This is a genomic window from Bradyrhizobium sp. cf659 (genome assembly GCF_900113725.1).
Taxonomy (GTDB): Bacteria; Pseudomonadota; Alphaproteobacteria; order Rhizobiales; family Xanthobacteraceae; genus Bradyrhizobium.
This window is the reverse complement of sequence record NZ_FOQJ01000002.1, coordinates 1,014,259-1,027,884: the sequence shown is the minus strand read 5'-3', so window position 1 is coordinate 1,027,884 and position 13,626 is coordinate 1,014,259. Positions and strand designations below refer to the sequence as shown.

The following is a 13,626-nucleotide window of genomic DNA, read 5'->3' as shown; positions in this document are numbered from 1 at the left end:
TGATCCGGCCGAGCCGGATCACTTGAGGGTGGTAAGGGGTCAGTAGCGCGGCGGCTGCGCCGGGATCTGCGGGGCCGGATCGGTCGAAATCGACACCGCCGCACCCGATTGCAGCTTGAGCTGGCCGACGGCGACGACCTTGTCGCCCGGCTTCACACCCTTGATGATTTCGACGCGGCCTTCGACCCGATTGCCGGTCTGCACGAAAGTGCGCACCGCGGAGAGGCTGGTCTTGCCGTCCTCTTCCTTCTTCTCGGTAATCACGAACACCGAGTCGCCGTAGAGCGTGTAGTCCACTGCCGTCTCCGGCACGGTGATCACCGCCGGCTTGTCCGGCAGCACCACCGTGGTGGTCACGAACATGCCCGGCTTCAGGATCTTCTCCGGATTGGAGACGGTCGCCTGCACGCGGATGTTGCGGGTGTCGGTCGAGATCTGCGGCTCGATCGTGGTGATCTTGGCGTCGAAGGTGCGGCCCGGATAGGCGTCGACCTTCAGCCGAACCGCCTGGCCGACCTTGAGGTTGCCCGAGTCCTTTTCCGTCACCGTGAAGTTGGCCCAGAGCTCCGACAGATCGGTCAGCGACACGATCGCCGTACCGGCCGTCAGATATTGGCCAACCTCGACCTTGCGGACGCCGAGGTCGCCGGAGAACGGCGCGCGCACCAGCTTCTGCGAGATCAGCGCTTCGGTTTTGGCGATGCCGGCCAGCGCCTGGTCGTACGCGGCCTGCGCCGAATCGACGGTCGCCTGCGGGCCGAACTGGCGCGACGCCAGTTGCTTGGCACGATCGAGCGAGAGCTGTGCGACGGTCGCCTGCGCCTTGTAATTGGCGAGGTCGCCCTGATCGGGCGCGTCGAACAGCTGCACCAGCGGCGTGCCGGCCTCGACATGCGTGCCCGGCTCGAACTTGATCTCGGTGACGCGGCCGTTGACGTCGGCGCTGACATCGACCTGGTGCACGGCGGCAAGCCCGCCGACCGCGGTCAGCAGGTTAGGCACCACCTCGGACTTCGCCTCGGCCGCACTGACCGCGGTCGGCGGCGGCTTGTTGTTGGCGAAGAACTGCTTGATCATCTGGCCGCGGAAGTAATTGAACCAGACGAGGCCGCCGACGAGCACGCCGAGCAGCGTGCCGACGATGACAAACCAGAGCACCGGCCGGACCGGACGCTTGGGAGCCTTGTCGATCGGTTCGCCCGAAATCTTGTGTTCGGTTACGATGTTCATGTCATGCACTTTCTGCAATCGCCGTCTTGCCGACACCCGGCGCCTGATCGCGGCCCAGATGTGAAGCAATTGCGGCGTCGTTAAGTCCGATACCTCTCAGGAGAAACTCACAGAGCTGACGCTCCAGATCGTTCGCCTTGCCGTAAGCGAGACAGGGCGTGGCCGGCAGCCTGGTCAGGGCCGCCGTCATCAACGAATGATGCGCAAACCAGAACAGGTTGAGTGGATCGCCAGTGCAGGGCCGCGCGTCCCCGGCGGCAACCGCACGCTCGACCGAGGCGATGAAGACCGCCCCGATCAGCTTCTCGATCTTGGCATATAGCAAACGCGCGAATTCGCCATCATCCAAATGACTCGTGGCCATCAGTCGCAGGCGCTGGGCCTCTTCCTGGTCCGGACCATCGGCGATGCGGAGGAAGTGCTGGACCATGCCGCGGATCAGCTCGACCATGGTGGCGGTGGATGGCTCCCGCTCCAGAAGATCCGTCAGCGCCGGATCGGCTTCGCATTCGTCGCTGAGAATTTCAGCGTAGAGCGCCGCCTTGGAAGGGAAATGCTTGAACAGCAGGGCCTCGGAAATGGCAGCGGCGGCCGCCACGCTCTTGGTCGTGGTGCCGGTATAGCCGTGTCGGGCAAAGCAGCGTTTTGCGGCGCCGAGGATCAATTGACGCCTCAGGTCGCTCGTCATTCGCAATGAGCTCATGGGGTAGTGAGTAAGCACTCACCCACGCAAAAGTCAAGCATTATGCTGCATCGCAACCTGAAATCGTTGTAAATTCAGTAGAAATTGCCCCGCCTGCACCGCCCACATGCAGACGAGGTCGCTGCGGGGAATGGACCTAGATCGGTTGGAAGCCGAGATCGCCGCGGATCCGGTTGACGATGTAGGTTCCGTCCCGGCTCGGCAGGATCCGCTCGAGGCTGGCGCTGTCGATCTTCACATTGGCAAATCGCGGCCCCGCCGAGACGTCGTGGACGGCTTTGGCAAAGGCCGCGACCTCGGCCATGGTCGAGATCGCGCGGGCGTCTGCGATGCCGCAGGCCTTGGCGACGCCGACGAGGTCGGCGGCGGCGGAGGTGTGGCTGGTCTGGCCGCCGGTCTCGCCATAGGCCTCGTTGTCGAGCACCACGATGGAGAGGTTGGACGGCTTCTGGAGCCCGATGGTGGCAAGGCTGCCCATGCCCATCAGCATCTCGCCGTCGCCGGTGATGACCAGCACCGGCAGTTCCGGCTGCGCCAGCGCAAGCCCCAGCCCGATCATCGCGGCGCCGCCCATCCCGCCCCAGAGATAGAAGTTGCGGGCGTGATCGCCGGCGGCACACATGTCGTTGGTGGAGGCGCCGAGGCCGCCGATCGCAACCACGTCCTTGCGGTCCGCGAGCAGCGCGGAGACCACCTGGCGGCGGTCGAGGAGATTGGCCTTGCTCATCTGGTGAAAACCTTGGCGCCGATCAGGCGCTGCGACAGCAGGACGGCGGTGGGCGTGAGCGCGTTGTAGGCCTGCGCTGCGGCTGCCTCCAACACCGCCGGCACCTCGGCCGCATTGGACGCGCGCAGCACCTTGACGCCGGAGAGCTCGAACACGCCCTGCGTGGTCGATCCCATCGGCACCTGCCACGGATTGAACTCGCCCCACTCGCCGCGCATGGTCACCAGCGTGAGGAACGGAAAGCGCAGGATCGGGATCAGCGACAGCATGTTGATGCAATTGCCGACGCCGCTCGACTGCATCAGCAGGACGCCGCGCTGCCCGCCGGTCCAGGCGCCCGCCAGAAGCGCCACGCCCTCCTCCTCCGTCGTCAAGGCAATGCCGCGCATCGTGGAGGAGCCCAGCACGCGCTGGATCAGCTTCGAATGGCCGGCATCGGGCACGTAAGGCACCTGCCGGACGTCGAAGCGTTGCAGGGTCGCGAAAATATCGTCGGGCCATGAAGGCGCCGTGTCGGCAGCGTCAGCGCGGGCGTGCATTTTCCTGTCCGGTCGGCTTGCAAATCACGGCACGACTGTAGACGGTGATCCGCGCCGCTCGAAAGAGCGAAAACGGCATATCGGTCTCAACCGGCGAGTATGGCGGCAATGAACGCAAGTGCGAAAGAACTGGCGGCCAATTTCGATCTCGAGAAGCTGACGCCGGAGTTCTACGACAACCCCTACCCGACCTATCGTGCACTGCGGGAGAACGAGCCGGTCAAGCGCCTGCCGAACGGCACCGTGTTCCTGACCCGCTACGACGACCTCGTCACCACCTACAAGAACACCAAGTCGTTCAGCTCGGACAAGAAGCGCGAGTTCGCGCCGAAATACGGCGACACCCCGCTCTACGAGCACCACACCACCAGCCTCGTCTTCAACGATCCGCCGGCGCACACGCGCGTGCGCCGCCTGATCATGGGCGCGCTGTCGCCGCGGGCGATCGCGGGCATGGAGGGCGATCTCATCAAGCTGGTCAACGGCCTGCTCGATGCCATCGCGGCCAAGGGCCATTGCGAGCTGATCGAGGATTTCGCCGCCTCGATCCCGATCGAGGTGATCGGCAATCTGCTCGACGTGCCCCATGACGAGCGCGCGCCGCTGCGCGACTGGTCGCTGGCGATCCTCGGTGCCCTCGAACCCGTGGTGTCGCCCGAAGCGGCCGCGCGCGGCAACAAGGCGGTGAAGGACTTTCTCGCCTATCTCGAAACGCTGGTCGCGCGCCGGCGCGGCAAGCCCGGCAATCCCGATCGCGACGTGCTGACGCGCCTGATCCAGGGAGAAGGTAACGGCGAGCGGCTGACGGAGAAGGAGCTGCTGCACAATTGCATCTTCCTGCTCAATGCCGGGCACGAGACCACCACCAACCTGATCGGCAACGGCCTCGTGGCACTGGACCGGAATCCGGACCAGAGGCAGCGGCTGATCGACAACCCCGACATGATCAAGACAGCGGTGGAGGAGATGCTGCGCTACGAGAGCTCCAACCAGCTCGGCAACCGCATGACCACGGAACGGGTCGAACTCGGCGGCGTCATGCTCGACGCCGGCACGTCGGTGACGCTGTGCATCGGGGCCGCCAACCGCGACCCCGCGCAGTTTCCCGACCCCGAACGCTTCGACATCGCGCGCACGCCGAACCGGCATCTCGCCTTCGCCACCGGCGCGCATCAATGCGCCGGCATGGCGCTGGCCCGGCTCGAAGGCGCCATCGCGATCTCGCGCTTCCTGGCGCGCTTCCCGAACTACGCCGTGAACGGCCAGCCGGTGCGCGGCGGACGGGTGCGGTTCCGCGGCTTTTTGAGCGTGCCCTGCGCGATCGGCTGAGGCCTCAAAACAAACATGTCGAAAACAACCCCATGCACAGTAGCGGAGGTTGGCGGGAGATTGCCTCGGTGGATCCGCATAACCATTTGACAAGGGGAGGCAAATCCGCGGCATCGCGCACCTCGCCGCTGCCCGGATCGATTTGAGCGCGGTGCAGTCGGTCGACGCCGGCACGCAGCAATGGAGTGACGAAAGATGAGCTCGTCCGTCATTGATTACCTCGCCACGGAAGCGCGCTTTGGGGCCCATAATTACGAACCGATCGGGGTCGTCCTGTCGCGCGGCGAAGGTGTCTGGGTCTGGGATACCGACGGCAACCGCTATCTCGATTGCCTCTCCGCCTATTCCGCGGTCAGCCAGGGCCACTGCCACCCCAAGATCCTGGCGGCGATGGTGGAACAGGCACACAGGCTGACGCTCACCTCGCGCGCCTTCCACAACGACCAGCTCGCCCCGTTCTACGAGGAGATCGCGGCGCTGACCGGCTCCCACAAGGTGCTGCCGATGAACAGCGGCGCCGAGGCGGTCGAAAGCGCGATCAAGTCGGTGCGTAAATGGGGCTACGAGGTGAAAGGCGTGCCGGACGGCCAAGCCGAGATCATCGTCTGCGCCGACAATTTCCACGGACGCACGCTGGGCATCGTCGGCTTCTCAACGGACCCCGAGACCCGCGGACACTTCGGTCCGTTCGCGCCGGGCTTCAAGATCATCCCGTTCGGCGACGCCGCGACACTCGAACAAGCGATCACGCCAAACACGGTCGCCTTCCTGGTCGAGCCGATCCAGGGCGAAGCCGGCGTCATCATTCCACCAGCCGGCTATTTCGCCAGGGTGCGCGAGCTCTGCACGGCCAACAACGTCATGCTGGTGCTCGACGAGATCCAGACCGGGCTCGGCCGCACCGGCAAGTTGCTCGCCGAACAGCACGAGGCAATCGAGGCGGACGTGACACTGCTCGGCAAGGCCCTGTCCGGCGGCTTCTATCCCGTGTCGGCCGTGCTCTCGAACAACGAGGTGCTCGGGACATTGAGACCCGGGCAGCATGGTTCGACCTTCGGCGGCAATCCGCTTGCCTGCGCGGTGGCGCGCGCGGCGATGCGCGTGCTGGTCGAGGAAGGCATGATCGAGAACGCGGCCAGGCAGGGTGCGCGCCTTCTGGAAGGCTTGAAGGACATCCGCGCCAACACGATCCGCGACGTGCGCGGGCGCGGCCTGATGCTGGCGGTCGAGCTGCATCCCGAGGCCGGCCGCGCGCGCCGCTACTGCGAGGCACTCCAGGGCAAGGGCATCCTCGCCAAGGACACCCACGGGCACACGATCCGCATCGCCCCGCCGCTGGTGATCACCAGCGACGAGGTCGACTGGGCGCTGGAGCAGTTCGCCACGACCCTGACGCAGGATTTCTCCTGAAGCTGCCTGCGTCGGAAGATCGCAATGCCGGCCGCGGCCGACAACGAGTTAGCGGCCCCGCCAGAACCGGACTCGTGCAGCGCAGCAAATAGTGACGCATGGTCCTAGGGCAAAACTCGGCATGATCCCGGCAACCGGATGAACGGGTGCGTGGAACCTATCGGAGCGACGGACGTTTTTGTCCGCGAATGAGCAGCGCCGTGCCCGGCGCAGCCGGAGGCGCTGAGCTGCGCTGATCGGAGAAATGCTCATGAGACTCACTCTTTCAGTCATCAAAGCTGACGTTGGCTCCGTTGGCGGGCACACGAAACCGTCTTCACGCATGATGGCGACTGTCGAGGGCGAGGTTGCCAAGGCGATCTGCAATGGTCTGCTGATCGACGGTTTCATCTGCCACACCGGCGACGACATTGCGATCATCATGACGCACACACGGGGCGAAGGAAGCTCCGAGGTCCATCAACTCGCCTGGAAGACGTTCCTCGCGGCCACCTCGGTCGCGAAAACCTCCGGGCTCTATGGCGCTGGCCAGGATCTTCTCGCCGACGCGCCTTCCGGGAACATTCGCGGCGCCGGCCCAGGCGTCGCCGAGCTCAGCTTCGACCACAGCCTCTCCGGCGTGCGACCCGCGGAGTCCTTCATGGTGTTCGCGGCCGACAAATGCGGCCCCGGCGCCTACAACCTGCCGCTCTATCTCGCCTTTGCCGACCCCATGTACTGCGCCGGGCTGATGCTGCCTCCGATGATCAAGGGATTCCGTTTCCATGTCATCGACATGGACAACACAGCCGGCGACAGCCTACTCGAGCTCGACGCACCCGCCGACAGCTACCAGATTGCCGCCCTGCTTCGCGACAACGAGCGCTTCGGCATCGATCGCATCATTTCTCGAACCCATGGCGAGGTCGTCGTGGCCGTTTCGGCGCAGCGCCTCCACGCGATCGCAGGCAAGTACACCGGCAAGGATGATCCAGTCGCGATCGTCAGGAACCAGGGGATTTTCCCTGCTCCGGAGGAAATAATCTCGCCGTTCGCCAAAGCGCACTTCGTGGGCGGCGATGCACGCGGCTCGCATGTGATGCCGCTCATGCCGGTGCCGCTCAACACGCCGGTTACCGGCATGTACTGCCTGCCGATCGTTTCTTGCGTCGGCTTTTCGATCGACAGGGAAGGCCGCTTTGCCGAGTCCTACACCGATTTCTTCGACAACCCGGCATGGGATGAGGTCCGCCGGCGCGCCCAGCGCAAGGCCATCGAGATGCGCAGCCAAGGCTGGTCTGGCGCCGCCATGCTACCCTATTCCGAACTGGAATATGGCGGCTTCCGCGACACCGTGTCCGGGCTGCTGAAGCGTTTTCGACTGCGCGACGACCGCAAGCCGGAAGCGGCCGAGTAGCGACCGCCTCCAATCAGAAGCTGGAGCGACGTTCACCGTTCAATCGACAGATGCAGGCGCCATGACGACGTGCCGATCCGGGAGGTGGATATGGCGAAAAAACGCATCGGCATTCTCACGGGCGGCGGCGACGTCGCCGGCCTCAATGCAGTCATCAAGAGCGTGACTTATCGCGGCAGTGAGGACGACATCGAGGTTGTCGGTCTGCGCCGTGGTTGGGAGGCCCTCACGCACCTGAACCTCGACGACCCAAACAGCAGGTCCCACTACGTCATCCCGCTGAACCGTGAAAACACGCGAACCATCGACCGGCGCGGCGGCACCGTGCTGCACTCGAGCCGTGTCAATCCCTCCAAAATACAAAAGCTGCCCGGTCATCTCGTCGGCAATGAGGTTCCGGTCTCGCTGAGCACCAACGGCGGCATCGCGACAAAGACATGGGACCTCACCAGCCGGGTGCTCGCTAACCTTTCGGGACTTGGCATCGAACACCTGATCGCCATCGGTGGCGACGACACGCTCAGTTATGCGGCCAAGCTCAACGAACTCGGCGTCAAGATCATCGCCATCCCGAAGACGATGGATAATGACGTCCGCAACACCGAGTACTGCATCGGCTTCTCGACCGCGATCACCCGCGCCAGCGATGCCATCCAGCGGCAGCGCACCACCGTCGGCTCGCATGAGCGAATTGGCATTTTCCGCGTCTTTGGCCGCGATGCCGGATTTACGGCACTCTACACCGCGTATGCGACCTCGATACGATGCGTCATACCGGAGTATAAAGTCGACCTCGACAAGCTGATCCAGTTGCTCATCGAGGACAAGCGCGCCAATCCAAGCAACTACGCGCTGATCGTGCTCAGCGAGGGAGCTCAGTGGGAAGGCTACGAGCTGCGGGAATACGGCGAGCCTGACGCCTACGGTCACCGCAAGAAGGCCAACGTGGCGGAATCGCTTGCCGACGAGATCAAGCGGCGCACCGGCGAGGAGACGATCACCTCCGATCTCACCTACGATCTGCGATCGGGCGATCCGGACTTCATCGACAAGCTTGTGGCCCTGACTTTCGGCAACATGGCCTACGATGCCATGCTGGAAAGCAAGACCGGCCTCATGTCGGCGCTGGTCGAGGGCCGCTACGACCTCGTGCCCATCCCTGACGCCAAGCTCGGTCCGCGCAAATTGGACGTTGCGAGCAGCTACAACACGGAGCGCTACCGCCCCATCTACGCCAACAAGCAGGGGCTGCCGATCTTTCTTAACCGCGCGTCTTAGCGTGCCGGACCGGGCGAGCCAGCAGTAAGTCCGAGCAATGTCCGTTCTGCCGCTGAAGGCGGAAGTCAATTCAGAGGGCTCACGCTGACGGCCGCCAAGCTGGTCGAACCCGCCCTGGACGAGTTCTATGCCACGCTGAGCGGCGAGCAGAAGGCGCGCTTCAACGCGCTGCAACAGGTCGCAAGCCCGTGAGGGCAGCGCTCGTGACCGCCGTCCTGTGCCGTTCGATGTAGGTGCGCAGCATCTCGTCCAATTGCCCCTGCCCGCAATTGGCTCAAGCTGGACAGCCGCTTGAGATCGACTGGGCGCTGGAGCAGTTCGCCACGACCCTGACGCAGGATTTCTCCTGAAGTTGCCTGCGTCGGAAGATCGCAGTGCCGGCCGCGGCCAACAACGAACCATTGCGCCAACTATGCGTTGAAAATTGTGGGCGATTTCGAGCTGGGAGCGACGATCATGCTTTCGCGTGGCGTTTGCGTGACGGCTTTTTTGGTGGGTGTCTCGATGCTGACGACGAGCGTCGGCGCGTCCGCCCAGGGACACGGAAGAGGTGGACCACCGGGGCCGGCCGCAGCGCCGGCGGCCCGGCCGGCAGCACCACCACCGGCAATGGCCCGTCCGGCGGCCCCGCCAGCCATGGCGCGTCCCGCCGCGCCGGCATTCCATCCCCCGGCCATGCCGCAGCGACCGGCCATGGCGCCGCATCCGGCGCCGCACTTCGCCTCACCGCCGCCGCGCCCGGCTCCCCACTTCGCTGCACCGCCGCAGCGGGCTGCCCCGCACATAGCGGCACCCCGGCCTGAAATTCATCGGGCGCCGGCAGCGCCGGAACGTCCGGCCATGGCACCACGGCCGGCACCGCATATCGCCGCTCCCTCCCGTCCAGGCGCAGCGCCGGCCGCAAGCGAGCGGCTGTCGCGACGCGAGCAGATCGATCAGCGCGCGCAACAGCATCAGCAGCAGATCCAGCAGCGCCAGCAGATGGTACAGCAGCGGCAGCGCGAGATGCTGTCGCGCCAGACCGCGGACCGCCAGACCCGCATCGATCGCCTGCAGCAGCGCGTGCAGCAATTGCAATCGCAAAAGCCGGAAGGCGCGCGGGCTCAACGCGAGCAGCAACGGGTGCTCCAGGCGCAGAACCGCCTACTGCAGCGCGAGCAGCGCACGCAGCAAGCTGATCTGGCGCGCCAGCAGCGGCTGGGACTGCAGGCTCCCACTGCAACCGCGGCGGCGGTCGCCGCGCGCGCCGCCGAGCGCGGACGGTTTGCCGCGCGCTTCCGCGAGCAGACCACTGCGCAGACCCAAGCGGCCCTCGTCGCCCGCCAGAGCGGCTGGTATCCCCGGCAGGCCTGGCGACACCGCCATCCCGCGGTGTTCGTGGCGTGGCTTGGGCCCGTGTTCTGGCCTTACGCCTATTCCGACATTTTTGACTACACGTTCTGGTCCTATGCTTACGAGCCAGGCTATTGGGCGTACGCGTATGACGACTTCGTCGACACCGTATACTGGGGTGGTGACAGCCCCTATTCCGCCTATGCCAGCATCAACCCGTACGACTATCCGCAAGCCGGCGGCGGCTCCCGCGCGCGCCAGCGCGCCAGCGTGAGCCCGCAAACGCTACAGCAATTGTGCGGCACACCGGACAAGGGCGTCACCGCCTGGCCGCTTGCCGATATCGCGCGGGCGGTGCGGCCGACGCCGGAGCAACGCGCGCTGCTCGACGAATTGAAGACTGCGGCGGCCAACGCTGCCGGTGTGTTCAAGGACTCCTGCGCGGAGACTTATGCGCTGACTCCGCCCGGCCGTCTGCGGGCGATGATGAACCGCGTCAACGCGACGCTGGAAGCGGTCAAGATCGTGCGACCGGCACTGGAGAATTTCTACAACTCGCTCAGTGACGAGCAGCAGGCCCGCTTCAACGCGCTCGGCCCCAATGTCGGCGACCGCTCGCCGCCGCAGCAGGAAGCCGGTGCCCAGGAAGCCCGTGCCGAGGCCTGCGGCGATCCGAAGTCCGGCCTGACCCAGTTGCCGATCCAGAGGATCGAGGCCGTGCTCCACCCCGCGGGCAAGCAGAAGGAAGCGCTCGACCGTCTCAGCGAAGCGACGACGAAGGGCGTTGAGGGCCTGCAGGCGGCCTGTCCGAACGATGTCCCGCTGACGCCGGTCGGACGGCTGGAGGCGATGCAGCACCGGCTCGAGGCCATGCTGACGGCCGCCAAGCTGGTCGAGCCCGCCCTGGACGAGTTCTACGCCATGCTGAGCAGCGAGCAGAAGGCGCGCTTCAACACGCTGCAACAGGTCGCAGGCCCGTGAGGGCGGCGCGCGCGGGAGAGCACACCGCTGTCCTGTGCCGCTCGATGCGGGTGCGCAGCACCTCGTCCGATGGGCCAAAAGCGAACTTCGCCGTCCTGCGAGACGTCGCAGTTGGGTCGCCAACGCCGTCGATGGATGGGCCTCCCGGCAGCAATCCTCCGGGCGGAAGTCCATCGGCGTGTGTATTCAAGCCCGGCATGCCACTTCCTAACGTTTGGCTTGGTCCTCCCAGTCCTCCCACTCCACACCACTGATTTCCAGGTAACTGGAAACGGCTGCGCCAATGGTTGGGAAAAAATATTGCTCGCCAAGCTGCGAGAACAGTCCAAATCTCTTCAGCTTGTCCTTGACTGGATCTTTCAGTTCGGCAAAGCAGAACTCGATACCCTGCGCGTGCAACGCCTCGTCCAATTCGGCGATTGTATCGCCGGCGGAGACATCCACGCTGGTGACAGGCTCCGCCGCAACGACCAGCCAGCGTACGGGCGTCGGCGATTTCGCCACGGCGTCCAGTACGCGCTCTTTGAAGAATTCGGCGTTTGCGAAGAACAGAGGCGCATCCCACCGAAACAGGACCAGCCCGGGGATTTGGCGTGCATCCGGATATCTTGTGATGTCGTGATAGCCTTTGACGCCTTGGGCGCGACCCAACACGGCGGAGTGTGGGCGCCAACCGTCCCATAAGAACTCGGCGATGGCGATTGCTATTGCCAGACCAATTCCTGGAATCACCCCGAGCACCGCCACGCCGACAAAGCAGACCATCGATAGCCAAAACTCCCACTGCTGAATCCGATAGATTCGCTTGAGGTCGGTGACCTCAAACAAGCCGATCGCAGCGGCGATTACGACGGCCGCCAATGCAGCGGTGGGCAAATGCTGAAGCAGGTTTGGCGCCACCAGCAGAAGGACGGCGATGGCAAGCGCGCCGACGACGCTGGTTAGCTGGGTACGGGCGCCGGCGGCTTCTGCAACGGGAGTGCGCGAAGCGCTGCTGCTGATCGGGAAGCCCTGAAAAAAGCCGGTTGCCAGATTGGCCGCGCCAAGCCCCACCATCTCCTGGTTGGGATCGACATGAGTGCCCAATCGTGCGGCATAGGCGCGCGAAAGCACGCTGGTGTCAGCGAATGATACCAGCGCGATTGCGCAGCCGCCGACCAGTACCGGGACGATATCGCCGTAGGTGATCGAGGGGATCGCGAAACCCGGCAGGCCCTGCGGAAGAAGACCCAAAACCGCCACGCCGTAACGAGTCCCAAGATCAAGCACACCGACGATGGCCGTCGCCCCGACTACCGCAATCAGAATGCCTGGCAGCCGCTTGTTGTTCTGGAGCAGCAGGATGGCCATCAGCGTGCCGAGCCCAATCCCGAATGCGACCCAGTTTGTCTTGCCTTCAAGGATTGCATCGGCGATCGCCCATAGGCTTCGTAAAGGTCCTTCGCTCTCGATCGAGAAGCCGAAGAGCTTTGGCAGTTGGCTGATCAAAACGGTCAATGCAATTCCGTTCATATAGCCGTACCGTATCGGCTTGGAGAGCAGTTCGGTGACGAAACCCAAGCGCGCGATGCCGGCTAGAATGCATACCGTCCCCGAAACGATCGCCATCATCGCAGCGAGCGTCGCGGCGCGAAGAGGATCGCCACCAGACAGTGGGACGACAACGCCGAGGATGACGGCGGCCAGCGCCGAGTCAGGTCCCAGCACGAGGATGCGGCTGGGGCCGAACAACGCGTAGACCAACAGCGGTACGATCGTTGCGTACAGACCGGAGATGCCAGGCAAGCCCGATGCTGTCGCGTAGGCAATTCCAACCGGGACCAGCATCGTCGCCAGAACGAGTCCAGCGAAGATATCGCGCGGAAGCCACGCCGCCTCATATCGGCGGAGGGTTTCGATTGCCGGCAGCCAGTCGATCCAATGCTTCATTGGCGGTCACTTCCAGATCCGGCCGGCTCGTTGGCCACGCTCACGCATTGGCCGCGATTGGCCCAGCTGGAAGCCAGTCTAGAATGTTGCGTCTCTCGGCAAGTGGAAAGATGTCACATCTCCGCTCATTCGCTCCAATTTTGCCGGGTCCGCGGCATTTCCGTTTTGGGGGCATTCGCGACCGGGGCGATCCAGCAGCAAGTCCGACCAATGTCCGTTCTGCCGCTGAAAGCGGAAGTCAATTCGGAGGGGCCATGCTGAGGGCGCCAAGCTGGTCGAGCCCGCCCTGGACGAGTTCTACGCTATGCTGAGCAGCGAGCAGAAGGCGCGCTTCAACACGCTGCAACAGGTTGCAGGCCCGTGAGGGCGGCGTCGCATTCACTCGTTGCAATTGCGCAGCGACCGAACGACGTGGGGTGACGCAATCACCCAGCTTCCAAGCTCGACGAGAACACGCGTGTCCGGGCCGCGGCTCCCCGTAAGAAGCGTGGTGGCACGGGATTCAGCCGGCAGCTCGTTGTGACCTCACGCGGCGGAAATCGTCTTCTGCCCAGCCTCGTTCGAGTTTGTGATCGCTTGCGACCGCTCCATCTCGTCCGAGCCTGTGGCGTTGCATTGCTGGAAGTAAGAAGACAACTCGAGATCGGCCAGGTGATCCCAGTATTCTGCTTCTGCGAGCAGCTTCCATTTGTTCATGCTGTTGTATGCGGCCTGTTGACGGCACAGCGAACCCATCGCACGCAAGCGTTGCACCTTCTCCACTGCGAACCTC

The 13,626-nt window shown here is 64.4% G+C and carries 13 protein-coding genes; 7 read left to right on the top strand and 6 right to left on the bottom strand.

Annotated elements, in window-relative coordinates:
- Positions 1-39: 39 nt before the first annotated feature.
- The 4 genes from BM118_RS13710 to BM118_RS13695 form a co-directional block, all read right to left on the bottom strand.
- Positions 40-1,230: an efflux RND transporter periplasmic adaptor subunit gene (locus tag BM118_RS13710; protein ID WP_092186007.1), complete on the bottom strand. Its 1,191-nt coding sequence runs from the start codon at positions 1,228-1,230 to the stop codon at positions 40-42.
- A 1-nt stretch (position 1,231) separates the two neighbouring features.
- Positions 1,232-1,933 (bottom strand): TetR/AcrR family transcriptional regulator, encoded by a 702-nt coding sequence (locus BM118_RS13705; RefSeq protein ID WP_177234269.1) that lies wholly within the window; start codon positions 1,931-1,933, stop codon positions 1,232-1,234.
- A 136-nt stretch (positions 1,934-2,069) separates the two neighbouring features.
- Complete coding sequence (locus BM118_RS13700) at positions 2,070-2,660, bottom strand: thiamine pyrophosphate-dependent enzyme (protein WP_092186004.1); 591 nt, start codon at positions 2,658-2,660, stop codon at positions 2,070-2,072.
- Positions 2,657-3,199 carry a phosphonopyruvate decarboxylase gene (locus BM118_RS13695; RefSeq protein ID WP_092186002.1) on the bottom strand — a complete coding sequence of 181 codons (543 nt, stop codon included), beginning with the start codon at positions 3,197-3,199 and terminating at the stop codon, positions 2,657-2,659. The genes BM118_RS13700 and BM118_RS13695 overlap by 4 nt, the downstream gene beginning before the upstream one ends.
- A gap of 108 nt (positions 3,200-3,307) precedes the next feature.
- Between BM118_RS13695 and BM118_RS13690 the strand changes: the two genes are divergently transcribed.
- The 6 genes from BM118_RS13690 to BM118_RS13670 all read left to right on the top strand — a co-directional run bounded on the left by BM118_RS13690 (position 3,308) and on the right by BM118_RS13670 (position 10,925).
- Positions 3,308-4,528 carry a cytochrome P450 gene (locus BM118_RS13690; RefSeq protein WP_092186179.1) on the top strand — a complete coding sequence of 407 codons (1,221 nt, stop codon included), beginning with the start codon at positions 3,308-3,310 and terminating at the stop codon, positions 4,526-4,528.
- A 195-nt stretch (positions 4,529-4,723) separates the two neighbouring features.
- On the top strand, positions 4,724-5,938 hold the full coding sequence (gene rocD / locus BM118_RS13685) for an ornithine--oxo-acid transaminase (protein ID WP_092186000.1): 1,215 nt from the start codon (positions 4,724-4,726) through the stop codon (positions 5,936-5,938).
- Positions 5,939-6,182: 244 nt separating this feature from the next.
- Entirely contained in the window at positions 6,183-7,334 is a 1,152-nt protein-coding gene (locus BM118_RS13680; protein ID WP_349528444.1) for a fructose-1,6-bisphosphatase, read from the top strand.
- 90 nt (positions 7,335-7,424) lie between these two features.
- The gene (locus tag BM118_RS13675) at positions 7,425-8,612 is read left to right on the top strand and encodes a 6-phosphofructokinase (RefSeq protein WP_177234268.1); all 1,188 of its coding nucleotides are present in this window, start codon (positions 7,425-7,427) and stop codon (positions 8,610-8,612) included.
- An 84-nt stretch (positions 8,613-8,696) separates the two neighbouring features.
- The gene (locus BM118_RS42570; RefSeq protein ID WP_143099467.1) at positions 8,697-8,804 is read left to right on the top strand and encodes a Spy/CpxP family protein refolding chaperone; all 108 of its coding nucleotides are present in this window, start codon (positions 8,697-8,699) and stop codon (positions 8,802-8,804) included.
- A 648-nt stretch (positions 8,805-9,452) separates the two neighbouring features.
- On the top strand, positions 9,453-10,925 hold the full coding sequence (locus BM118_RS13670) for a Spy/CpxP family protein refolding chaperone (protein ID WP_283806362.1): 1,473 nt from the start codon (positions 9,453-9,455) through the stop codon (positions 10,923-10,925).
- A gap of 207 nt (positions 10,926-11,132) precedes the next feature.
- On the opposite strand, the gene BM118_RS13665 is transcribed toward BM118_RS13670, so the two are convergent.
- Positions 11,133-12,854, bottom strand: coding sequence for a SulP family inorganic anion transporter (locus tag BM118_RS13665; RefSeq protein ID WP_092185992.1), 1,722 nt, complete (start codon positions 12,852-12,854; stop codon positions 11,133-11,135).
- Between the two features lie 241 nt (positions 12,855-13,095).
- Here BM118_RS13665 and BM118_RS42750 point away from each other — a divergent pair, with 241 nt between their 5' ends.
- A complete protein-coding gene (locus tag BM118_RS42750) occupies positions 13,096-13,218 on the top strand; it encodes a Spy/CpxP family protein refolding chaperone (protein WP_143099466.1) in 123 nt (40 codons plus the stop codon).
- A gap of 161 nt (positions 13,219-13,379) precedes the next feature.
- On the opposite strand, the gene BM118_RS13660 is transcribed toward BM118_RS42750, so the two are convergent.
- Positions 13,380-13,616, bottom strand: coding sequence for a hypothetical protein (locus BM118_RS13660; protein WP_092185990.1), 237 nt, complete (start codon positions 13,614-13,616; stop codon positions 13,380-13,382).
- Positions 13,617-13,626: the final 10 nt, after the last annotated feature.